This is a genomic window from Pleionea sp. WD8-19 (genome assembly GCF_055326765.1).
The window spans coordinates 198,479-222,294 of sequence record NZ_JBUZOU010000001.1; the positions used below are offsets into that span (position 1 = coordinate 198,479).

Sequence of the window (23,816 nt, forward strand, 5' to 3'; positions counted from 1 at the left end):
AAAGAAACCGAAAAGAGGAAGCTATCACATTTGGCGTTTTACTGCATCTTGATTGGTAAACGAATGTCGTTGTTCGCTGCCTAACCAACACACGAGCAATGAGAAAAGCTTTTAAAAGAATTAACATTAAAAAAGCCAGTCAATTGCTTGACTGGCTTTGTTTTTCCTTATGACTTGTTAATTAGAAATCCCAATTAACATTCATGTATAAGGTTCTTCCGTAATGACCCGCGGTGTATAGGTCATAGTGATCGCGAGGGTATTTACCTAAGCGATCCAGAATAGGCTTCTCTTCAAACACGTTTCGAACACCTAAACTGTACTTACCCCAATCACCAGCATCGTACGAGTACACTAAGTTGTGGATAGTAAAGCTGTGTAAACCACCTTGTGGTACTAGCTTACCTGTCGCATTTCCGTTGGCATCGGTTTCAGGCGTATTGTTTTCGAAAGTGGAATCGATGTGATCTATGTTCCACGCAAACAAATGATCCGCCATTTCCCAAGTGGTAGTCAACTGGCCACGAACTTCAGGCTGTAACCCCCAACCCGCAGTGTTTTGAACTGGACCTTGGTAAAATGATTGCTCTTCATAGTTAAAGAAGTAAGACATTTGTGCTCGAACACCAATTGAGCCAAATCCACCCATGTCCCACTGTCCTTTGAAGTCAATATCCGCACCCTTGATTTCAAAGCCAGGTCCATTCACGGTACCGGTTTTTGCTTCAACTGCTCGAGTAGAAAGATCATTAGGATCCGCTCGAAGTAAACCTAAATAAGAATTATCAAACGCAGTTTGATCCATTCCTACGAAATCACCGTTTACCAACTGACCGTAGATCAAGTCTTGAACCGAAACGTACTGAATGACGTTGTCAACCGTCAGGTTAAAGTAGTCAAACTTTAAGCTCATATTGTCAGCCATGCTGTAGACAACGCCAATGTTAGCAAACTCAGAGGTTTCAGGTTCTAAGTTGCGATTGGCTTGAACAGTCGTATCAACTTGACGCTCAGAACAATCTCCGGCTGGAGTACCTTGAGCCTGACACTGTGCGTAGTCGGTCGCATCTTCTGCAGAGAACGCATCCGCTTGCGTTAACTCAGAAAGAGTTGGGGCTCGGAAACCTTCACCGATTGAAGCTCGAACCAAAAGGAAATCTGTCGGTCGATATTCAGCAGAGATTTTTGGCGATACTTCTTCACCAAAATCAGAATAGCTGTCATAACGCACCTGTAAACCGATACTAAACTGCTCGGTAAACGGCAAGCTCAATTCATAGAACGCAGCTTTCACGTCACGATCAGCACCGGAAGAGTTACCTGCGCTACCACCCACTAAGCCAGCTTCAGACTGAGCATCAACTTTTGAGAAATATTTGATGTCATAGAATTCACCACCCACATAATGCGAAATTGGTCCACCGGCTAATTCGCCAGTTTCAAAGCCCATACCTGCAAAATATTGTAAGAACTCGTTTCGATCGTTATTTAGGGTCGTTGCTTTTAAATTCGCAATCCCTTCATCGGTGTCCAGAGCGATTCCATTGGCATCGTTGTAAGCTAATCCACCAATGCTTTGATAAAACTCACCGATTGATTTGTTATCGGTAATGTTCAAATGAACATACGCTTCCCACTCTAAATTAATCGCGTTATCGGTGATGCCATTGGCACCAAAAATATAGTCTTGAGTATAATCATCGATGTTGTTATCACGAGGACCGATGCCCGTCCAACGGTACAAACCATTAAAGGTTTGAGCGGTAGGATAATCATCTCGCAATTGTTGTGGAATAACCGGGTTATCACGATCGATACCACGCCACCAAGCAGCAGGAGGTGCGTAACGACCAAACGACTGGTTATGCATGAACAACAAACGAGAGAACATTGTAATGTTTTCATTAACATCGTAGCTCGCATCAATAAATACCGAGTTTCTCTCTAAAGAGGCTTTATTTGCGGACACGTTCGCGTAGGAATACATACAGTACGTAGAACCTGGACCCCAATCGTCATCGGCAGCTAACTCACCCAAAAAGCCCGGTACATTTGCCGTTAAATCGTCACAATTGGCGGCAGCAAGCGTGTAAGCAAAGTCAGGAGCAACGATGGTCGCACCAAATAGGCTGTTCCCATCCGTTTCAGAGTAAGCTTGAATGATGCCATCACCATTTGTGTCTCGCGCCCAAGCGGCCGTATAGTCACGATCACCGTCAAAAATCGCATCCGACTTTTGGTGCTCATAAGCAAAGGTCACATTGCCTTTATCACCTGTAATACCACTGGTGATCGAGAACTGAGACGAGTCACCGCCTTCAAGGCTTGGGCGACCCACTTGGTAATTCACATTAAAGCCTTCAAAATCCTTTTTCAGGATGATATTAACAACACCCGCGACAGCATCAGAGCCATAAACCGCTGAGCCGCCGTCTTTCAAAATCTCAATGCGCTCAACCATCGCCATTGGGATTTGGTTGAGGTTTACTGCAGTACCACCCAAGGAAGGCGAACCAGGCAAACGCTTTCCATCAACCAAAACCAGCGTACGGTCTGAGCCAGCACCTAATAAACTGATTGTTGCTTGAGATTGTGCGCTAGAGCCAGAACGCTCGTTGAAAGAACCGAATTGGTTCGAAGTAGAGTTGTTCAATGCATCGGCAACGGTAAACCGGCCGGATTCTGCCATATCTTCGGCAGTCATGATTGTTACTGGTGTAGCACCTTCGATATCGGTTCTTTTAATACGAGAACCGGTGACTACAACCTTTTCGCCTTTTTCGTCATCTGCTTCTTCTGCGTATACAGAAGGCATGGCTAACGCAGTTGCTGTGCCCGCCAGAAGGGCAACACGAACCGCTTTAGCAATAGGATTGCTATTTAGAGTACTCAATTTCTTTCTCCCTGGTTGTTACATAGATTGTTTTGGAGTTATCAGTTTTTTAGCGTCTTCGTTATGCTCGACGATCACTAAAAAACGTTATTAAGGCTTTGCGCCTTATATAATCACGGTCGATACTAACCATTTTCAGTTTGAGAGGTCAATGCTTTTTTTAATAAACAGTAACAATTCATGGTAAACGTTTCTTTTCGTTCAGACGTCTATTCATGATTGAATTTTTACCTATTTTTCAATGAGATAATAACAAAAGCCGCACTCAATAAACCGCACAATAAAATTAAAGTGACAAGCATCCAAGTCGATAGTTGACTGAAAAGTGTTGCTTTAAATTTCAATTCAATTTGACGAGACAGAGTTCCTTGTTTGAATTGAGGGATCAATTCCGTTGCCTGCCCAAGATGATCGACTACGCTAGTAATCCCTGTATTCGTCGCTCGTAAAACAGGCATACCAAACTCCAGCGCACGACTTCTCGCGATTTGAAAGTGTTGATGTGGGCCCCAAGAGTGTCCAAACCAGGCGTCATTGCTAATGGTTACAATTACACTATCTTTTTGATTTTCAATATTATTTTTGAATTTTTGAAACAATCGGCTGTAGGCGATTTCATAACAAATAGCTGGTAAGAGGTTTAACCTCATGGTTTCAAAGGCGGCTTGGTCGCTGTCGCCACTCGACATAGCGGACATGGGTAAATTGAAGAACTCAATCAGTCCACGAAGCCAATTTTCAAAGGGGACATACTCCCCAAATGGCACTAAATGTTGTTTATTATACTGTTGTTTGCTTTCTCCAAGTGTGATCACAGACGCAAAAATTTTACGTTTTTCATGATCGTATATAGGGATACCGAGTATTAAGGTAGTACCACTTTCATTCGCTTTTTTATCCCAGTGATCCAACCAGTTTTCCACTCGGTGTTTTAAAGCAGGAATGGCCGCTTCAGGCCAGATGATAATATCCGCTCCCCAATGAGGTTCGGTCATTGTGTCATATCGCTGTAAATACTCCAGTAGGTTTTCGGGCAACCATTTTTCTTCTTGCGGGATATTCGGTTGGATCAATGCAACGCTCAATTCTATTTTCCGATCAGTGTTACTTTGATATTCTATTGAAAAGTTGGCAACAGCCCAACAACCAATCCAAACCGTTGCTAGCGTAATCGTCGAATAATTAAAGAAGGATGGAACGAAAGTACGGTAATGATGCAGTGAAGACTTTATAATAAGATAACTCAAGCTAACCAACCAAGTCATCACCATACCTGTACCCAATACACCCACGAGAGGGATCCAGCCCGCAAACGGGCTATCAATCAAACCATAACCCGCATATAACCAGGGAAAGCCGGTAAATACCCAACCTTGAAACCAGTCCACCATCAACCAAGCAGCCGGAAAGCTTATGATGAATCCGTATGTTGTCCATTTTTGCTGGGCGCGGCCAACGATCCAACCCACCAACCCTTTAAACAGCGCAAGAAAAAGCACGAAAACCAAGGTCAAAAAAATACTGAGCGGTAATGGTGCATTTCCAAATTGGTGAATACTGACATGCACCCAGCTGGCGCCAACACCAAAAAAGCCGGCACCATAATAATAACCGACTTTAAAAGCTTGTCTGGTCGAAACGCCATCCAATAGCCACATTAACCCTAAAGTGGAGAAAATCAGTATTGGCCACCATTGAAGAGGAGCGAGACCTAATGGATAACATGCGCCTAAAATCAGGGCATATAAATAAACAAAACGCCCCTTAGGGCGCTTGAATAACTTTTTAATGTTCATCATTCTAATTTTGACTCGAAGCCTGTGGCAGCTCCTGCTTTATTTTCATGCGAACCAGACGAATTCGACGAGTATCCGCTGACAATACAGTAAACTCAAATTGCTCCAGCGTTACGATTTCATCTTTAATAGGAAGGTGTCCAAACGCCTGGATGATCAGCCCACCAATGGTATCAAACTCGTCATCGCTGAGTTGACTGCTGAAATATTCATTAAACTCGTCGATCGGCGTTTGCGCTTTGATCACATATTCGTTCTCACCATGTGCTTTGATGTGATCGTCTTCATCGTCAAAGTCATGCTCGTCTTCAATTTCGCCGACAATTTGCTCGAGCACATCCTCAATGGTGACCAGTCCTGCGACGCCACCGTACTCATCAACAACAATCGCCATATGATTGCGATTATTCCGAAAGTCTTTTAAAAGAACGTCGAGTCGTTTGCTCTCCGGCACGATAACCGCAGGACGTAAAATATCTTTCAGGTTAAAGCGCACTTCATTATCGTTCTGCGCCTTTTCCAGCAACACCGGCAGCAAATCTTTTGCCAACAATATGCCTTCCAAATCGTCTCGATTATCACCAACAACCGGAAAGCGCGAATGTGCCGACTCAATGACAATAGAAACAATTTGCTCCACCGTCATATTTTGTTCAATCACCACCATTTGCGAGCGCGGGATCATAATGTCTCGCACTTGCATTTCCGATACTTGAAGCACACCTTCAAGCATGGCAAACACATCGTGATTGATTAAATCGTTTTGTTGGGCAGTACTGAGGATCTCAACGATATCGGTGCGATCTCTGGGCTCTGATTGAAATAACTGTGCTAAGCGTTCTATCCAGGACCGCGACGGCGGGTGCTCATCCATAGGGGGAATTAATCTCTTGTCTCATCAAACTCGGTCAGTTTAGCAAAGCTTTTTTAAAAACACTATGACATTCAACAACATCAGTCAACCGGTTGCTCGTCGCTCACCAAATAAGGATTGTCGATACCGAATTTTTTTAAAACTTCGATTTCCAGTGCTTCCATCTGCTCGGCCTCACTCGACTCGAGGTGGTCATACCCCAGTAGATGTAAACAGCCATGAATAACCAGATGCGCCCAATGATGCTTTTCGAGCTTGTTTTGCTGCTGCGCTTCTTCACGGACGCGCTCGGCACAAATCACCAAGTCGCCCAACAGCGGCGACTCGACAAAGTCCGGTAACTCCGCAGGAAACGACAACACATTCGTCGGCTGATCTTTATCGCGATATTGAAGATTGAGTTGTTGACTGACCGCACTGGAGACTATCATAACCGAGAGCTCTGCTTCGGATTGTTTAAAATCAGCACATTGGAGTGCTGATTGTATCCATTGCCGAATGTCCGATTCCAAGGGCGCCGACTCGATCCCTTCAGCAACCTCATAATCCAGATGCAACTTCATCATTGGTCCTTTTTCTGACTGTCGAGATCGAATTTCTCATACGCTTGAACCACTCGCTGGACTACCGGATGACGTACCACATCAGTGGATTGGAAAAAAGTAAAGCTGATATCCTTTACCCCTTTCAGTACTTCAATCGCCTGTCGTAGACCCGACTTGGTACCGCGTGGTAAGTCCACCTGCGTAATATCTCCAGTAATTACAGCGCGAGAACCAAAACCGATACGGGTGAGCAACATTTTCATCTGTTCCGCCGTGGTATTTTGGCTTTCGTCGAGAATAATAAAGGCTTCATTGAGTGTGCGCCCGCGCATATACGCCAACGGCGCTACTTCAATGACATTACGTTCCATCAACTTCGCGACTCGCTCAAACCCGAGCATTTCATACAGTGCGTCGTATAATGGACGTAAATAAGGATCGACCTTCTGGTTTAAGTCACCCGGTAGAAAGCCCAAACGTTCGCCAGCTTCTACTGCCGGGCGCGTCAAGATAATCCGACGGATCTCTTGCCTTTCTAACGCATCCACAGCGGCCGCGACAGCCAGATAAGTCTTTCCGGTTCCTGCAGGTCCAATACCAAAACTGATATCATTGGCCAGAATGCGCTCGACATAACGCTGCTGATTTTGCCCTCTGGGCCGGATTAAACCACGTTTGGTGGTGATCACCACCTCCGATTTTTTGTCACTTTCTCGGTCCAGCTTCAGTTGACTGGCCCGCGACTGTAAAATGACATGGACCGTTTCGGCTTTTAAAGATGGCTGTTGGTGCGTCTCTCGATAAAGTTCTTCAATCACTTCCTGACCGGCTCGAATATTGTCAGTTTCGCCGATCAACTGGAAGTTATTGCCTCGGTTATTCACCTCAATTCCCAAACGTCTTTCTATCAAACGGAAATTTTCATCCAGATAGCCGCATAAATTCGCCAGTCGCTCATTATCCGCTGGCTCCAAAACAAACTGTATACTGGTTGTGTCGCTCAAACTTAACTCTTCTCAATTATCCTAAACAAATGGCCTATTGGATCAACTGTGCGCGCAATGAATTCGGCAAAGCTTCCGTGATCATCACCTCGGCAAACTGTCCAATTAACTTGTGTGATCCAGTAAAATTCACCACTCGGTTGCATTCGGTGCGGCCACTCAGTTGCATAATATCTTTTTTACTTGGACCTTCAACCAGCACCTTTTGTTGCGTACCCACCAAACGTCGACTGATGGCCTGTGTTTGCTGGTTAATACGTTGTTGTAACAACTGTAATCGCTGCTTTTTCTCTTCCATTGGTGTTTCGTCTTCCAGATCAGACGCCGGTGTACCAGGGCGCGCGCTATAAATAAAGCTGAAACTGTAATCGAAATCCACTTCCGCAATCAGATCCATGGTGTCTTGGAAGTCTTGCTCCGACTCCCCTGGAAATCCAATAATGAAATCTGAAGACAAGCTGATTCCCGGTCGGATTGCCTTTAAGCGGTTAATTTTACTCAAATACTCATCACGAGTATGGCCACGTTTCATCGACGATAAAATACGGTTAGAGCCACTTTGCACCGGTAAGTGCAGGTGACTCACCAATTCAGGTACTTCGCCATACACTTCGATTAACCGATCAGAAAACTCCACCGGATGCGAGGTTGTAAAACGAATGCGATCAATGCCATCAACTGCTGCCACATATTGGATCAACTCCGCCAAATCGGCAATTCGTCCATCGTGGGTTTCACCCCGATAAGCATTCACATTTTGTCCTAGCAGGTTAATTTCACGAACGCCCTGCTCGGCAAGCTCTACCACTTCAGCAATCACATCATCAAACGGACGACTGACTTCTTCACCACGTGTATAAGGCACCACACAAAAAGTACAGTATTTGCTGCATCCCTCCATTATGGAAACAAAAGCCGTTACGCCGTCTGCTTTGGGCTCTGGCAACCTATCAAACTTTTCAATTTCGGGGAAAGAAATATCCACGACAGCCGCATTTTTGGTTTTCACCGACTCCATCATTTCCGGAATTCGGTGCAATGTTTGAGGACCAAATACCATATCCACATGCGGAGCTCGCGATCGAATGGCCTCCCCTTCCTGGCTGGCAACACAGCCACCAACACCAATAACCAGTTCTGGATTTTTCTCTTTAAAATGCTTCCACTGACCCAGCTGTGAAAATACTTTTTCCTGGGCTTTTTCGCGAATCGAGCAAGTGTTCAGCAATAAAACATCAGCGTCTTCAGGATTATCGGTAATTTCCAACTCGTGAGTATCATTCAGCAAATCGGCCATGCGTGATGAATCATATTCGTTCATCTGACAGCCCCAGGTTTTAATGTACAATTTCTTACTCATGACCAACTACCTAAAATCCGGTAAAAACAACCACTTCCGTGAAGTTTTAACGGGTATAAATTGACTGGAATTAACGAACAACTGCGTTTCCAGAACGGAAAGGCGGCGATTATATCAAAGGTTAATTTGCGATCACCAGCGGTAGTTGCGATTACAGAATAAAAATCAATCACCAATGGAACGGATCAGAGTTTGCTCTATCATGTCCAACTCTTCATCAAAGGAATCGAAATCATCAAGATCGGGGGTATCATCCAACGCTTCCTTTACTTCTTCGGTGCTAGCAGTCGCCTTTTCGGCTTTTCCAGCTTTAGGCTGTGCTTCCGGAGTATCACCCAATTGTGCGCGTGCAGACTCCGCGGCACGTCGCATCATTTCTCGGGTAATCTCAGAAATTCCGGTCATAAGAATGCTTAGCTGCTGATTTTCCCGATTGTCGTCGTTAGGTACCTCATTGATTTTTTTTAATATTTCAATGCAAGGTTGTCGAGTCCAGTTGGTCATGCATACCTCTAGAGTTGCAGATGCGCTAATCTAAGCATAGAAACTATCCATTAAGATTTCAAACACTGATGAATTACCTGGCTCATGCAGCACTAACCAGTACTCACCCAGCCATTACCTTCGGGAACCTGATTGCTGATCATGTCCGGGGCAAGGATCTCTCTCGCTTTCCAAGAGCGATTGCACAAGGTATCCGCATACATCGTGCCATCGACGGATACTTTGATCAGCTTCCGAAAATTGAAGCGCTAAGAGCTCAAATGCCACAAGGATTACGCCGTTTCTCGGGGATCGCTTTGGACTTTTGGTTTGATCACCTGCTGGCCCAACTATGGCAACAATATCATCCAGAGCCCCTTGATGCCTTCCAACAGCGCATCAACAGCTATTTACATCAATATTGGGAATGGGTTCCTTCGACACAGCAAACGTTTTTAGCCTATTTCATCGAAAAACAAATCTTTCTTCGGTATCGTAGTTTCTCTTTGCTTAACCAGCATCTAGAAGCCGTCGCACACAGGCTAAAACGCGGAGAACAATTGATTCAATGCATGAATCAACTCTCAACAATACAAGACGACATTGAGGTATGCTTTATCGAGGTGTTCCCGCAGATGCAGTCGTTTAGTCAGCAAATATTGAGGAAAGAGTCTTTAAATGATTAAAACGTTTCAATTGCTTCACGATCAAACGCTATTGACGATTTGCAAGGTAGAAGACGCGCTTTCGTTTCCGGCGAATGTCACTCATTTATACAGCCAAACGCAAACCCACGATGAAATTTCTGTCATTGCGCCCACCCAATTTTTAGATCAGCCCACCATTAAAGTGTTAGAGCGTGTCGATAACTGGCAGGCCATCAAAATTAATGAATCGCTCAACTTTTCGATGGTTGGTGTTCTCGCTCAACTTGCAGTACTTTTGGCAAAACAAAATATCAGTATCTTTGTCATCTCCACCTTTAATACCGATTACCTGTTAGTTCAGCAAAGTCATATTGGTAAAGCCTTGTTGTATTTACGACAACAAGGGCATTCAATTGAGTCGAAGCATTCTTTTGACTGATCGAAGCAATCATTGCTTTACTTTTCGATACACGCCAAAAAAGTTGTTTTTCCAATGCAATCCCTTGTCTTCTGAAATATCCCAAATTTGATGCACATCGCCATTTTTTTGCGGTTTCCACCGAATGCGATGAATAATAGGATTTCCCTGTTGATTTTTACCTTCACCGGTTAGCGTCATCACCTGACCGTTCCAATCGCCATCCAACTGCAACAAAAGTCCTGTGTTATCCACCCAAGTTTGGTGCCACTTGTTTCGACTTTTATCATAAATATTCAGGCTTTCACCTTCATAGTCTGTATCGGAGGTGTAGTGCTCTTTTAATACGCAACCATCCATTGCTTGACTGATCACATTGGAGCCTGCTTTTTTGCCATCGCGAGAAAAAACATCCCAACTTCCTAACCAAAAATCAAATTGACGATAGGCGGCGTCATTGCACTTCGTTTCTGCGCTGACGGAAAACGTTAAAATCAATATCCAACTTATCTTTAGGTATCGCATTGGCTTCTCCTGTTTTCTTTGTTCTAAAATTGCATCACTTATTTATTAACGTCCCATTAGAACGACGCTCCTAAGTGAATATAAACCTCGTCTTCTCCCAGCAAGTCATCGTGACCTCGGGCAAAACCAACGCGTACATCAAGCGGTAAATAATAGAACAAACGTAACTGCGCCATCACTTCGATTCCCGAGCTCGCGTAGGTTTTATCACTGATATCTAGCGGATAGTTAATGATTGACGATGCCGTATGCCCGTACACACGCGCCTTATCGTAAAAAATACGTCCGGATATTTTTTCCAAACCAACGGGTGGTGCCATAAAAGTCCGTTCAACGTGGGCAATAGGGAAACGCCATTCGCTACTCGCCAGTCGCATATGGCGACCCGTTAATTGATTGCTCAGATCGGGATAACCACGCAGCGGGTAACGTCGCTCAAGAAAATCTGGATTACGATAAAAAAACAAATCACTGAAATCACCGCCAATCCGAAACGATCGAGAACCCTGCTCACCGCTCCCTGCAACCAAACGCAATGCCAATGCATTTTCCCGATACACCTGCCAGTATTCTCGCCAATCAATCAATACTGTCTTACCACTGTAATCACTGTCCATGACATCACTACTGCTGATTACCACTCGAACGCTCCGACCGTCATTGGCACTGATGGAACGAGCAAAATATTTTGCCGAGTCATAGCTTAAAGAAATACCGGCAGCGGCATCACGAAATTCCTGAACAAAGTTTAACTCGTCATCAAACCACACATGATAACGTTCAGCATCCAAAGAAATACCGAATGCCAGATCCCAGCGTGATAAAATGTTGGACCAAGGAATGTGATAGCTGAGCTCCAAGTCACGATGTTCGATCACAAGGTCCGACGTCGCATCATTATCATCGTCGGTGATGTCGTGATAGCGCTGTAAGCTGAATTGCCAATGATGACTGTATTGATATTGTAAAAATAAATTCGCTAAAAGTCGTTCTACTTCAAGACTTGCTGCAGCGCTGTACCAGTGATTTTCTAACGCATCCATGCCGCTGGTTTGCGCCCCCACTTCAATGGTGTTTTTATTACCCACGGCAAAAGGCAACCACCAACGAGGTGATAATGACTTCCAAGGTGAATAAGGCGATACCGAAAAACTGGAGATAGGTGACTCGATAATTTCATGAGAGCCAATAAGAATAGGCTCTTTCGCTTCCCGCTTTTCGATGATGGTACTTTGCCCGGCTGGTTCGATTTCAATCAGCTGATACCCTTGCGCGGTGTAACCAATGGCGTGAATGCTTTTATTTTCTTCAGCAATCACCGATTGAAAAACACCACTGTCACTGTAACTGAGTTGTGTCAGCTCGCCCAGCTCTCGATCAAAGCGAAACAAATTAAAGCGCTGATCTTGTTCACCACTAAATTGAACATAGCGACCATCTTTTGAAAAACGCGGATACCATTGATGTGTTTGTTGCGGATAAACCGGCTGCCACTGACGCGATGTTAAAGAAAATACTTCCAGGTTGGCACGGGTAAAACCTTTACGTTGTACGGAAGCCACCAACTGTTGATCATCGGCAGATAAATCCAAATGTGAAACGATCACATCGTCTTCTCCCTGCCATAATGTTTCAATGAATTCACCAAGATGGTTTAAACGATCAATTTGAAAACGCCCTTTTTCCGCTTTTAACGCGAACATTTCCGTTCCACTTGCACTCCATTGCGCCTCTTGGTAACGACTGCAATAAGTTAAGCGCTCAATATCATTTTCAGTTTCATCGTACACATAAAGATCGTAATAGACAAAATATTCATCACACACTTCTGGCTGAGCGATAAGTATTTTCCCGTTAACGTGTCGGTCAATTGTCGCCAGTGCATTGATGTCGGTCAGTCGGTAAAGCTCTCCACGACCGTCCAATTTGGCAAGAGCTGATTGATGGACGCCATCGCTATAAACGAGATAAAGGTTACCGAAATCATCACTTTCCAGGTCGTACTTTTGAAAACCGTCGTTTGTCAGTTGCTTGACAGGTTGTGAAGAAAACTCGGTTAATAATTCTTCTCGCAAATACTCTTCAAAATCAGTCCAGAGCGCATTCAGATCTTTACCCAACACATTTTTAGCATTGGTATTGAGCAGATATGGGAACCAATTATCACTGTAATTCGAAATATAAAGATCTACTTTCGCTTTTCCGTAACGCACTTCTAGGAATTGAAAGAAATAATAACCATAAAGATAGCGTGCATTAAACGGCCAGCTAGGACTCGCCATATTCACTTCGCGAATTGACTTAAATCCTTGCTTCAACTCTTCTCGCATCATCATGGCAAACAGGCTACTTTGACCACGACCTAACTGTTGTTGATGATCGGTTTCGTGATAAGTAGCAAAGCCTTCGATGATCCAGGCGGGTTGAAAACTGTTCGGAAATAAAAATGGATTACGACCAAGAATATTTCGCAAAAATTTAGGCGCGCCGCCCGTTTTATCTAGGTGCAAAACATGCGTGTATTCGTGTTTAATCAAAGACTCCAGCCAACTGTCAAAATCCAATCGACCGGCTTCTGGTGGATGAATAAATAATACAGAACGGTTAAAGGGTAACGGCGACGCATAACCATTGGCTAAATCGGTATGGTCAGTCAGTACCAATTGCGTTTTATTTCTGGGCCACCACTTTAATTCTTTTGTTAATTGTTGATGCACTTGCTCAGCAATGGTTGCCGTTTTCTCTGCAAGCTCACGGTGCTCTTTCGCATGATGTATTTCAAAGTGCCGAGTGGATAACGTTTGCCAGTCTAGTGAAGGATCAAATGCTTGGATGGCAATACTTATTAAAGCAGAAAGCCCTAAAAGAATGGACCTGGTTTTCATAAAGTTCCCGATAATGCTATTTTTTGACGATTATATCGAGAAATCTGAGCCTGTCTGTAAACTATCAACACATTTCGATAGAAATTGATATGCTTCCAGTTTCGCTCGTACAAAAAAGGCGACTTTCGTCGCCTTTGTCTAGAGAAAATTACTCAGCCGCTGGTTGTTCACTTTCGACAGGCTTTTCATCTTTTTGCGGTGACTCAATCAACTCTTTCATACTAAGACGTACACGCCCCTGACGATCGATTTCGAGCACTTTAACTTTCACCACATCACCGACACTCAAGTGATCGGTGACTTTGTTGACTCGCTCATGTGCAATCTGCGAAATATGCACCAGGCCATCTTTGCCAGGCTTTAAAGTAACAAAAGCCCCAAAGTCAGCAATACGAGCAACCTTTCCTTCGTAAATGGCTCCGGCTTCAATATCTTCAACAATATCTTTAATACGCTGTTCGGCCGCATCACCAGCAGATTTGTCCACTGCGGCTATCCGAACGGTACCGTCATCATCGATTTCAATGGTTGCACCCGTTTCTTCGGTAATAGAACGGATGGTCGAGCCACCTTTACCAATCACTTCGGAGATTTTTTCCGGATCAATTTTCAACGATGTAATGCGAGGAGCAAAAGAAGAAATATCTGCTCGATGCGTATTGATCGCTTCGTTCATGGTTTTCAATATATGCAAGCGACCGGCTTTGGCTTGGTGTAAAGCCACTTCCATAATTTCTTTGGTGATACCTTGAATTTTAATGTCCATCTGCAAAGCCGTTACACCCGCTTCGCTTCCAGCGACTTTAAAGTCCATATCGCCCAAGTGATCTTCATCACCCAAAATATCCGACAATACGACGTAATTATCACCTTCTTTAACCAAACCCATTGCGATACCGGCGACCGGTGCTTTTAAGGGGACTCCTGCATCCATTAACGCTAAGCTGGTCCCACACACGGAAGCCATTGAACTGGAGCCGTTAGACTCAGTAATTTCCGATACCACGCGTAAAGTGTAAGGGAACTCACTTTGAGCTGGTACTACGGCTTTAATCCCGCGTTTCGCTAAATTTCCATGACCAATTTCACGGCGCTTTGGACTGCCGATCATGCCGGTTTCACCAACACAATATGGAGGAAAATTATAATGCAACATGAAAGGTTCTTTGCTTTCGCCCATCAAGCTATCAATGATTTGAGCATCTCGCTCGGTGCCAAGCGTGGCGGTAACCAACGCCTGTGTTTCACCACGCGTGAAAAGCGCAGAACCGTGAACACGTGGTAAAACGCCGGTCTTAACGTAAAGCGCGCGGATCATGTCATTATCACGACCGTCAATTCGTGGTTGTCCAGCAATAATGCGCGATCGCACTACCGACTTTTCAACGCTATGGAATACATCACGAACTTCAACAGGACATTGCTCGCTGCCTTCAGGAGATAACTCAGAAACCACACGCTCACAAATTTCTGTAAGCTTGTCTTTTCGCGCCATTTTATCGGCAATTTGATAGGCTTCGATCACATCTGCTTGAGCCAATTCCGCTACTTTCGCTTTAAGCTCGGAGTTTTCAGCTTCTGGCTGCCAGTCCCAAGCGGGTGTTCCAACGGCTTCCGCAAACTCTGAAATCGCTTTAATCGCAACTTGCGACTCAGTGTGGCCAAACATAACCGCACCTAACATTACTGATTCAGACAGCTCCTTCGCCTCAGACTCCACCATCAGTACCGCAGATTCGGTACCAGCAACAACCAGATCCAACTCACTCGTGGTTAGCTCGGTTTGAGTCGGGTTTAAAATATAGTTACCGTTTGTGTAACCAACACGAGCCGCACCCAGTGGGCCATTAAACGGAATGCCTGAAATAGCAAGAGCTGCAGATGTGCCAATCATAGCAACAATATCCGGCTCAACTTCCGGATTGATAGAGATAACCGTGATCACCACCTGTACTTCGTTCATAAAACCTTCGGCAAACAATGGACGGATGGGACGATCAATCAATCGAGCGATCAAGGTTTCACGCTCTGAAGGGCGGCCTTCACGCTTGAAGAAACCACCAGGAATTTTACCGGCAGCATAGGTCTTTTCTTGATAATTAACGGTCAGTGGGAAAAAGTCTTGACCTTCGCGTACTTCTTTTTTACCAACAACAGTGACGAGCGCCGTAGTCCCTTCGATGTCAACAACAACAGCACCAGTGGCTTGACGTGCGATTTCACCAGTTTCGAGAGTGACGGTACGGCCACCGTACTCAAAGCTTCTTTTAATCGGATTCACTTAATTTCCTTAATTGCTTTTGCAATATTTTCAGTTTTTTACTAATCCTTTTTGGCATAAGTGAAATGTTTTTAGAACTAACCAGAAAGTGATTGCTTTCTTTTCAATAAAAAGCAATCACTTTCTGGCTAAAAACAGGACAACACTTGAATGACCAAATAAGGAGTTTTAACGTTTTGGCATGAAGATAATAGCAAAAAGGGGCTGTAAAAGCCCCTTTAAGTTCAAACTGTTAGCGACGTAAGCCCAGTTTGCCGATCAGGTCCGTATATCGACCCTGATCTTTACGCTTCAGATAATCCAGCAATTTACGACGCTGGCTAACCATTCTCAGCAAGCCACGACGCGAATGATGATCGTGAATGTTGGCTTTAAAATGGTCTTGAAGATGGTTGATTTGCGCTGTTAATAAGGCAACTTGAACTTCTGGAGAACCGGTATCGTTTTCACCACGACCGTGTTCCGCAACAATTGACGCTTTCGCTTCTGCACTTAAAGACATGTTTTTCTCCATTAGTGACTTTACGTTTAAGCTCTGGACCAATCACTAATTCAGCACAGAGCTATCGATTCGGGCGCGATTTTACAGGAGCTACCACACCAGAGCAAGCCGAAACACAGAAATCTCAGTCTTTTTGAAAGAAATAAGTCTCTCCTGCAGGATGTTTATTGTCGTAGATGATTTCCCCTGTGGCCTTCAGACTGAGTCCACCGGTTTCGAAAGTTTGGTACCAATCTCGCATCTCATCCATTCGCTTATGAACATGAATCAGATCATCCAACCGTAATTTTGCCGCCATGATACTTTGCAAAAATCCGATCAATCGAGGTTTATTGGCTCTAAATTGATCAGGCGTTGCTTTAAACACTAACTTTGCGCTTTCCATCATTGGCTTTAACACGGGTGACACGCGGGTTAATAAACTACGTGCCAATTCTTCACCAACGGGTCGCAGTAAACCTTGAAGCTCTTTTTGTCCCGGATTGTGGCGCAACAACTTTTTGGCACGTTTAAAAAAGCCCGTCGACTCTAAAATTTGATACTCTTTCGCTTCGTTATTCATCTGATGCAAAATGGCGCTATTGCGAGAGTGTGTCACAAATGCCAAAGAGCCACCCGGCTTGAGCCAGCACGCAATTTTGGGCGCTACTGCAACCCAGTCGGTATACTCAATGCCATACTGACTGGTGATAAAATCAAAGCTTTCTCGCTCAAAAGTTGCGCTTTCGAGCGCAATACTGTCAAAAAATGAAATGTGATCAACAAGCTCTGCTAAATGAGGAAATCGTCTTTTAAGAGCTTCCAAATCGATACTCGCCCGATCCGTTGCAAACACCTGAAACTGCTTTTCGTTTTCTTTCGAATAGGCCATTGCCAAAAGTGCAATAGCACCAGAGCCGGAACACACATCCAAGATTCGGGAGCCACTTGCCAATTGTGCAAAGCATTGATACCAGAAAGCCTTGATCTCTTTATCGTAATTACCAACAAAGTCAGCCGGTAATGACGTTATATTTCCCTGTGACCAATAGTCACTCCAGTGTTCTGCAATTTTATTCACGAATTTGCTCTACGGTCGAATAAGTAGGAGGCTTATTTTACACGGAATTTTGTCGAGTAAAACCATAGAGGTAAAACGAGGAAAGGTCATTGCCGGACAATCAAACGCTTCGGAGCCAGTTTTAAATCATCGTCCAAAGCGGCCACACCCAGGAAGGATCCTTTTTCGTCGTAAACCTTAATAACCGTAGAAGACTCGGGCAGGTTTCCAGCTTGCACCGCCTGGCCTTGCATAAAATAAAATGCCGTGTCGAGGTCGAGAGTCACTTCTGGATAACCGTGCAATGATTCGTCACTACCAAACAATAACGCGTCCATTTCAGCAAAGGCTTCGCTTGCTTTCATTTGCTCCAATTGCTCTAAAGTCACCATGTCTTCTGATTTAAAGTGAGCCACCCAATCACGTCGAAGAGCTGTAACGTGCGCACCACACTCGAGTTTCTCACCAATATCTTCAACTAAGTTTCGAATGTAGGTGCCTTTACTGCATTCGACGTACATAGAAAAGGAATCTTCTGTGAAGGATTCAAGCACTGCGCGATAAATATGAATGGGTCTCGGCTGACGCTCTACTTCGATCCCTTGACGCGCCAGTTTATACAAAGGTTGCCCTTTGTGTTTTAGCGCAGAATACATCGAAGGCACCTGTAAGCTCTCACCTAAAAAGGATGCAATGGTTTTCTGCAGTTGATTTTCAGAGACTTGTATCGGTCGCTTTAATAGCAACTCACCTTCAGCATCCGCTGTGGTCGTTGTTTCACCGAGCTTGGCAGTCACGCGATAAGCTTTATCGGAATTAAGGAGGTATTGGGAAAACTTTGTGGCTTCGCCAAAACAAATGGGCAACATACCACTAGCAAGGGGATCGAGACTACCCGTATGACCCGCCTTTGCAGCCTTGAACATCCAACGCGCCTGTTGCAGCACCTTGTTGGATGACAACCCAGAGGGTTTATCGAGTAATAAAATGCCGTCCAAAGGACGGCCTTTTCGTTTTCTGGCCATGAAGCTTCTGCAATCAGGAGTTTTCGCTTTCGTCCTCGGGCGCGTCTTTGGAACGCGCTTTTTCGATCAACGACGACATTTCCTGACCGCGGATCAGCGAGGTATCATGTTTAAAATGCAATTGCGGCATCACACGCATACGAACACGAGTCGCCAAGGTACTGCGAATAAAGCCTTCGGCTTTTTCCAACACCTTGAGCGCTTCTGCCGCCTGTTCAGGCTCATCTTTTCCTAAAAAAGAGACGAACACTTTGGCGTGTTGTAGATCGCGTGTGATCTCTACCGCCAAAACGGTAGGCATACCAACACGCGGATCTTTAATTTCGCGTTGCAGAATTAACGCCAGCTCACGCTGCAGTTGCTCAGCAACACGATCCGTTCGCTTAAACTCTCGACTCATGCTCGCCTTATATCCTAGATGGTTCGCGCAACTTCAATCACTTCGAAGCACTCGATCTGATCGCCGGCCTTAACGTCATTGTAGTTCTTAACACCAATACCGCATTCCATACCGTTACGCACTTCTTGTACGTCGTCTTTAAAGCGACGCAGAGACTCCAGCTCTCCTTCATAGATCACGACGTTGTCTCGGAGTACACGAATCGGGTTGTTGCGCTTAACAAATCCTTCCACCACCATACAACCAGCAACTGCGCCAAACTTGGGTGATCGGAAAACGTCGCGCACTTCGGCAAGGCCAACAATTTCTTGTTTACGCTCAGGAGACAGCATACCTGACATGGCCGCCTTTATTTCGTCAATCACATCATAAATAACACTGTAATAACGTAACTCAACCGCTTCTGATTCGGCCACTTTTCGAGCGGCTGAATCCGCTCGGACGTTAAAGCCGACTATAAAAGCATCAGACGCCGCGGCTAAGGAAACGTCGGTCTCCGCGATACCACCAACTCCAGTTCCAATCACATTCACCGAAATTTCATCGGTTGATAGGTCCGTTAAAGACTTCACAATAGCTTCCACCGAGCCCTGAACGTCGGCTTTAACAATGACACTCAAGGTTTTCTTGTCAGCTTCCGCCATATTGGCGAACATGTTTTCGAGTTTGGCTTTTTGCTGACGAGTGAGTTTTTCGTCTCGTTGTTTGCTTTGACGAGTCTCTGCGACTTCACGTGCCTTACGTTCATTTTCCACAACCAACACGTCGTCTCCGGCCGAAGGCACACCTGAAAGACCTAGGACTTCCACGGGCATGGAAGGTCCTACTTCATTTACGGGTTGCCCCTGATCGTTTATGAGAGCTCGAATGCGCCCATAATGCAGACCGGCCAACATGATATCGCCTTTACGTAACGTACCAGATTGAACCAAAATCGAAGCGACCGCGCCACGCCCTTTATCGAGACGTGCTTCGATAACCACACCTTTAGCATAGCCTTCTCGAGACGCTTTCAACTCCAGCATTTCCGCCTGTAGCGAAATGGAATCCAACAGCTCATCAACGCCATCACCGGTTTTCGCCGACAGATGGATAAACTGAGTTTCACCACCCCAATCTTCGGGAATAACATCGTGTTGCGACAGCTCATTTTTAACGCGATCCGGATCCGCTTCCGGTTTATCCATTTTATTTACAGCGACAATCAGAGGGACCCCGGCGGCTTTTGAATGCTGGATCGCTTCGATGGTTTGCGGCATAACGCCATCATCGGCTGCTACCACCAGAATAACGATGTCCGTTGCATTCGCTCCGCGCGCACGCATTGAAGTGAACGCGGCATGTCCAGGCGTATCTAGGAAGGTAATACCACCCCGTTTTGTTTCAACGTGATAAGCACCAATGTGCTGTGTAATCCCACCCGCTTCGCCAGCAGCAACTTTGGCCGCCCGAATATAATCCAACAAAGAGGTTTTACCATGATCGACATGCCCCATGATGGTAACCACAGGCGCTCGTTGAGAGAGCTCGCCACTGTCGCGACTTTCTTGAGCCTGAGTAATTAACTCATCTTCTGCCGAAACCTCCGCTTTCAACTTCGCGGTATGCCCCATTTCTTCAACCAGCAAAATGGCCGTATCTTGATCAATGGGTTGATTAATGGTGACCATAGTGCCCATTTTCATTAACGCTTTGATAAGCTCAGCAGCTTTAATCGACATCAACTGTGCCAATTCACCAACAGTAATTTCTTCCGGGACTTCGACTTCCAATACTTTCTTTTCTACCGGTTTGGAGAAACCGTGTTGCAATGCTTTAGGGGCTTTGATGGGTTTGGCTACCTTTGGTTGTTCAATTTTTTCAGGTTTACGGCGTGACGCGGAATACTTAGTAATAATATCTTCAGCTTCGTTTTCATTGCCGCCATGCTTTTTCTTTTTGCGCTTTTTCTTCGGTGCGTCAAGACGCGTATCCTCGCGTACTGGCACCGATGCAACAGGCTTTTTAGCTGCCTGTCGTGCTTTACGTGCTTCCTCAAGTGCTTTTTCAGCGGCCAATTCGGCTTGTGCTTTAGCTTCTGCTTCGGCCTTTTTACGAGCTTGCTCGGTCATTCGAGCTTCAACTTCAGCACGAGCCTGAGCTTCAGCTTCTGCTTTCATTCGCTCAGCAAGTGCCGCCTTTTCCGCAGCTGCTTTATCTTCCGGGCTTTCGATAGCCTCGGCTTCAGCAGGGGGTTCAGCTTGAGCTGAATCTTGCGCTTCAGGCTTAGTTACCTCAGAAACCTCGTCTACTTCCGTTTTAGCGGTTTCTGCTTCAGCTTGCAGAACGGGTTCTTGTTCGAGGATTGGAGTTTCTTCAACGTCAACTTCAGTTTCTTGCGTTTTTTTCTTTACATAAGTACGCTTTTTTCGCACTTCAACGGTAACGGTTTTCGATTTCCCAGTTGAACCAGTCACTTTCAACGAACTTTTGGTCGTCCGCTTTAAAGTGATACGCCTAGGTTCTGCACCGTCTTTACCGCCATGACTTTGTTTCAGAAACGACAACAAGACCTGTTTTTGTTCATCGGAAACTACATCTTCAGGTCCCGATAAGCTGAGCCCGGCACTTTTCATTTGTTCCAGTAGTTTTTCTACAGGAGTGCCAACGGTTTCAGCGAGTTTTGCGACTGTGACTTCTGACATTCGTTACGGCCCCCAAGAATTATGATTCATCATTTTCAAACCAGGGCGCCCGAGCAGCCAGGATCAGTTGTCCCGCCTTTTCTTCGGTCATCCCCTCGATATCCATCAGCTCATCAACAGACTGCTCGGCCAGATCTTCCATAGTCCTAATACCCATGGAGGCCAGTTGAAACGCCACTTGTTTTTCCATGCCTTCCATATTGAGCAGGTCCTCGGCCGGCTCTGCCGCTTCCAACTTTTCTTCGCTAGCGATGGCTTTCGTTAATATGGTGTCTTTTGCTCTTGCGCGCAGCTCTTCCACCAACTCTTCGTCAAAACCTTCAATTTCGAGCATTTCGGCTAAAGGCACATAAGCCACTTCTTCTACCGTGGTAAACCCTTCTTGAACTAGAATTCCAGCCAGCTCTTCGTCAACACCCAGCTCTTCAACGAAGGCATTAATGATACTCTCACTTTCTACGCTATTTTTCTCTTCGAAATCCGCTTCGGTCATCACATTCAGCGTCCAGCCCGTTAATTCGCTCGCCAATCGAACATTCTGCCCACTGCGACCGATGGCCTGAGCCAGCTGATCTTCTGCTACCGCTATGTCCATACTGTGACTGTCTTCGTCAACCACAATGGACACCACTTCGGCCGGAGCCATTGCGTTGATGACATACTGTGCCGGGTTATCATCATAAAGCACAATGTCGATTCGCTCATTGTCCAGCTCGCCTGATACCGCCTGAACACGTGAACCACGCATACCAACACAGGCGCCTACTGGATCGATTCGTTTGTCGTTGGTTTTTACAGCAATTTTTGCTCGCGAACCCGGATCTCGAGCCGCACCACGCAACTCAATGACCTCTTCCGCAATTTCGGGAACTTCAATACGGAACAACTCGATCAGCATTTCAGGACGTGTCCGGCTAACAAACAGCTGTGGGCCACGCGCTTCCGGCTTCACAGCATAAAGCAAGCCACGAACCCGATCGCCAGTGCGAACCGACTCGCGCGTCATCATTTCTTCACGCGGAATGATCGCCTCTGCATTATTACCCAGATCCAAAATGATGCTGTCACGGCTCGCCTTTTTCACCACACCCGTTATTAATTCGCCCACTCGCCCTTCAAAAGCTCGTACGACTTTGGCACGTTCAGCTTCACGTACTTTTTGAACAATCACCTGCTTGGCGGTTTGCGCTGCTATCCGGCCAAACTCGATGGATTCGATTTGCTCTTCAACATGTTCACCAACCTGGATTTCGGGTTGCTCCACCTGAGCAGCGGACAAACTGATTTGAGTAAAGGGAGACTCCAACCCGCTGTCGGTATCATCGACTACTTCCCACCGACGGAAAGTATCGTATTCGCCGGAAACCCGATCGATGGCAACACGTACATCAATCTCACCACCGTTTTTCTTTTTGGTCGCTGTAGCAATAGCCGCTTCTAGCGCCTGAAAAATCAACTCGGGCTCAACGTCTTTTTCGTTTGAAACCGCATCAACGACTAATAAAATTTCTTTGCTCATACCTTAAACCTCGGTTCCAGTATTACTCCTGATCGCCAAAATCCGGGATCAGATTTGCTTTATCGACATTACTGTGAGCGACCTGGAACGTTTGCCCGTCCACTAACAGAGTAATATTTTCGCCTTCTACGGCCTGCAAAATACCTCGAAAGTTACGTCGTCCTTCCACTGGGGCATGACTTCGCAATTTAATTTCTTCACCCACAAAACGCTGAAAATGCTCAAGTTTAAACAAGGGACGATCCATGCCAGGCGAAGAGACTTCAAGGTTGTAATGACCCGATATAGGATCTTCAACATCCAATACAGCACTTACTTGACGACTGACATCGGCACAGTCATCGACAGTAATACCCTCTTCACTGTCGATAAACACTCGAAGCACCGAATGCCGACCTTCGGCAACATATTCCAGTCCGACAAATTCGAAGCCCACCGCTTCCACGGCTGGCTCAATCAGACGATTCAGCTGTTCAATCACCGCCACCTCGGACTCCTCATAAACTGAATTCAAAAACAAAAAATGGGCATAAATGCCCATTTTTATAACAATCTGTGGGCGGTAAAACGAGTATAAATCACCTGTTTTACCTAAGTGTGATTTCCTCCGAAAAGCGGAAAGCACAGCAAACAAAAAGCCCCATAAGTGGGGCTTCGAACAAAAAACCGGTTGGTAGCGGGGGCCGGATTTGAACCAACGACCTTCGGGTTATGAGCCCGACGAGCTACCAGACTGCTCCACCCCGCATCAAAGTGCCGAAATTTTAACGAATACCGGAAAGAATCACAAGTATACGGCATAATTTAGAGTCAATATCGTTGGTTCTTTGATAAATAACAATATCAACCGAGTGTCAACCCGGCCGAATATCAGGCCCTATAATGATTATACTCATTTCAATCGATCGCTTTGTATTGATTGTTGCAACCGGGAAA

Annotated in this window: 19 protein-coding genes and 1 tRNA gene; 2 read left to right on the forward strand and 18 right to left on the reverse strand. The window is 45.4% G+C overall.

All coding sequences use genetic code 11. The annotated features are described in order from the left end of the window. Nucleotides 1-181: 181 nt before the first annotated feature. The 7 genes from ACTUJY_RS00810 to ACTUJY_RS00840 all read right to left on the reverse strand — a co-directional run bounded on the left by ACTUJY_RS00810 (nucleotide 182) and on the right by ACTUJY_RS00840 (nucleotide 8,976). Complete coding sequence (locus tag ACTUJY_RS00810; RefSeq protein ID WP_463614130.1) at nucleotides 182-2,893, reverse strand: TonB-dependent receptor plug domain-containing protein; 2,712 nt, start codon at nucleotides 2,891-2,893, stop codon at nucleotides 182-184. 227 nt (nucleotides 2,894-3,120) lie between these two features. Beyond that, the gene (gene lnt / locus ACTUJY_RS00815; RefSeq protein WP_463614131.1) at nucleotides 3,121-4,692 is read right to left on the reverse strand and encodes an apolipoprotein N-acyltransferase; all 1,572 of its coding nucleotides are present in this window, start codon (nucleotides 4,690-4,692) and stop codon (nucleotides 3,121-3,123) included. A 1-nt stretch (nucleotide 4,693) separates the two neighbouring features. Continuing rightward, complete coding sequence (locus ACTUJY_RS00820; RefSeq protein ID WP_463614132.1) at nucleotides 4,694-5,563, reverse strand: HlyC/CorC family transporter; 870 nt, start codon at nucleotides 5,561-5,563, stop codon at nucleotides 4,694-4,696. An 80-nt stretch (nucleotides 5,564-5,643) separates the two neighbouring features. Beyond that, nucleotides 5,644-6,126 (reverse strand): rRNA maturation RNase YbeY, encoded by a 483-nt coding sequence (ybeY, locus tag ACTUJY_RS00825; protein ID WP_463614133.1) that lies wholly within the window; start codon nucleotides 6,124-6,126, stop codon nucleotides 5,644-5,646. Beyond that, a complete protein-coding gene (locus tag ACTUJY_RS00830) occupies nucleotides 6,126-7,112 on the reverse strand; it encodes a PhoH family protein (protein ID WP_463614134.1) in 987 nt (328 codons plus the stop codon). Before ACTUJY_RS00830 ends, ybeY begins: the two co-directional genes overlap by 1 nt. 34 nt (nucleotides 7,113-7,146) lie before the next feature. Beyond that, on the reverse strand, nucleotides 7,147-8,472 hold the full coding sequence (miaB, locus tag ACTUJY_RS00835; protein ID WP_463614135.1) for a tRNA (N6-isopentenyl adenosine(37)-C2)-methylthiotransferase MiaB: 1,326 nt from the start codon (nucleotides 8,470-8,472) through the stop codon (nucleotides 7,147-7,149). A 165-nt stretch (nucleotides 8,473-8,637) separates the two neighbouring features. Further along, nucleotides 8,638-8,976, reverse strand: a complete 339-nt coding sequence (locus tag ACTUJY_RS00840; RefSeq protein WP_463614136.1) for a hypothetical protein — start codon at nucleotides 8,974-8,976, stop codon at nucleotides 8,638-8,640. 68 nt (nucleotides 8,977-9,044) lie between these two features. Here ACTUJY_RS00840 and ACTUJY_RS00845 point away from each other — a divergent pair, with 68 nt between their 5' ends. Both ACTUJY_RS00845 and ACTUJY_RS00850 read left to right on the forward strand, forming a co-directional pair. Then, complete coding sequence (locus ACTUJY_RS00845; protein WP_463614137.1) at nucleotides 9,045-9,641, forward strand: acyl carrier protein phosphodiesterase; 597 nt, start codon at nucleotides 9,045-9,047, stop codon at nucleotides 9,639-9,641. Next, on the forward strand, nucleotides 9,634-10,041 hold the full coding sequence (locus ACTUJY_RS00850) for an ACT domain-containing protein (RefSeq protein WP_463614138.1): 408 nt from the start codon (nucleotides 9,634-9,636) through the stop codon (nucleotides 10,039-10,041). Before ACTUJY_RS00845 ends, ACTUJY_RS00850 begins: the two co-directional genes overlap by 8 nt. A 9-nt stretch (nucleotides 10,042-10,050) precedes the next feature. Here ACTUJY_RS00850 and ACTUJY_RS00855 read toward each other — a convergent pair whose 3' ends face one another. From ACTUJY_RS00855 to ACTUJY_RS00905, 11 genes are all read right to left on the reverse strand, one after another. After that, entirely contained in the window at nucleotides 10,051-10,545 is a 495-nt protein-coding gene (locus tag ACTUJY_RS00855) for a hypothetical protein (protein ID WP_463614139.1), read from the reverse strand. 56 nt (nucleotides 10,546-10,601) lie between these two features. Beyond that, entirely contained in the window at nucleotides 10,602-13,430 is a 2,829-nt protein-coding gene (locus tag ACTUJY_RS00860) for a TolB family protein (RefSeq protein WP_463614140.1), read from the reverse strand. Nucleotides 13,431-13,578: 148 nt separating this feature from the next. After that, entirely contained in the window at nucleotides 13,579-15,711 is a 2,133-nt protein-coding gene (gene pnp, locus ACTUJY_RS00865) for a polyribonucleotide nucleotidyltransferase (RefSeq protein ID WP_463614141.1), read from the reverse strand. A gap of 232 nt (nucleotides 15,712-15,943) precedes the next feature. Beyond that, nucleotides 15,944-16,213 carry a 30S ribosomal protein S15 gene (gene rpsO / locus ACTUJY_RS00870; protein WP_463614142.1) on the reverse strand — a complete coding sequence of 90 codons (270 nt, stop codon included), beginning with the start codon at nucleotides 16,211-16,213 and terminating at the stop codon, nucleotides 15,944-15,946. A gap of 124 nt (nucleotides 16,214-16,337) precedes the next feature. Continuing rightward, nucleotides 16,338-17,273 carry a class I SAM-dependent methyltransferase gene (locus tag ACTUJY_RS00875; protein WP_463614143.1) on the reverse strand — a complete coding sequence of 312 codons (936 nt, stop codon included), beginning with the start codon at nucleotides 17,271-17,273 and terminating at the stop codon, nucleotides 16,338-16,340. 86 nt (nucleotides 17,274-17,359) lie between these two features. Beyond that, on the reverse strand, nucleotides 17,360-18,277 hold the full coding sequence (truB, locus tag ACTUJY_RS00880) for a tRNA pseudouridine(55) synthase TruB (RefSeq protein WP_463614144.1): 918 nt from the start codon (nucleotides 18,275-18,277) through the stop codon (nucleotides 17,360-17,362). Nucleotides 18,278-18,290: 13 nt separating this feature from the next. Then, nucleotides 18,291-18,677, reverse strand: a complete 387-nt coding sequence (gene rbfA, locus ACTUJY_RS00885; RefSeq protein WP_463614145.1) for a 30S ribosome-binding factor RbfA — start codon at nucleotides 18,675-18,677, stop codon at nucleotides 18,291-18,293. A 14-nt stretch (nucleotides 18,678-18,691) separates the two neighbouring features. Beyond that, nucleotides 18,692-21,361, reverse strand: a complete 2,670-nt coding sequence (gene infB, locus ACTUJY_RS00890; protein ID WP_463614146.1) for a translation initiation factor IF-2 — start codon at nucleotides 21,359-21,361, stop codon at nucleotides 18,692-18,694. Nucleotides 21,362-21,380: 19 nt separating this feature from the next. Beyond that, nucleotides 21,381-22,880 (reverse strand): transcription termination factor NusA, encoded by a 1,500-nt coding sequence (gene nusA / locus ACTUJY_RS00895; protein ID WP_463614147.1) that lies wholly within the window; start codon nucleotides 22,878-22,880, stop codon nucleotides 21,381-21,383. A gap of 22 nt (nucleotides 22,881-22,902) precedes the next feature. Next, entirely contained in the window at nucleotides 22,903-23,367 is a 465-nt protein-coding gene (gene rimP, locus ACTUJY_RS00900) for a ribosome maturation factor RimP (protein ID WP_463614148.1), read from the reverse strand. 184 nt (nucleotides 23,368-23,551) lie between these two features. Further along, a tRNA-Met gene (locus ACTUJY_RS00905) sits at nucleotides 23,552-23,628 on the reverse strand. Between the last annotated feature and the right edge of the window lie 188 nt (nucleotides 23,629-23,816).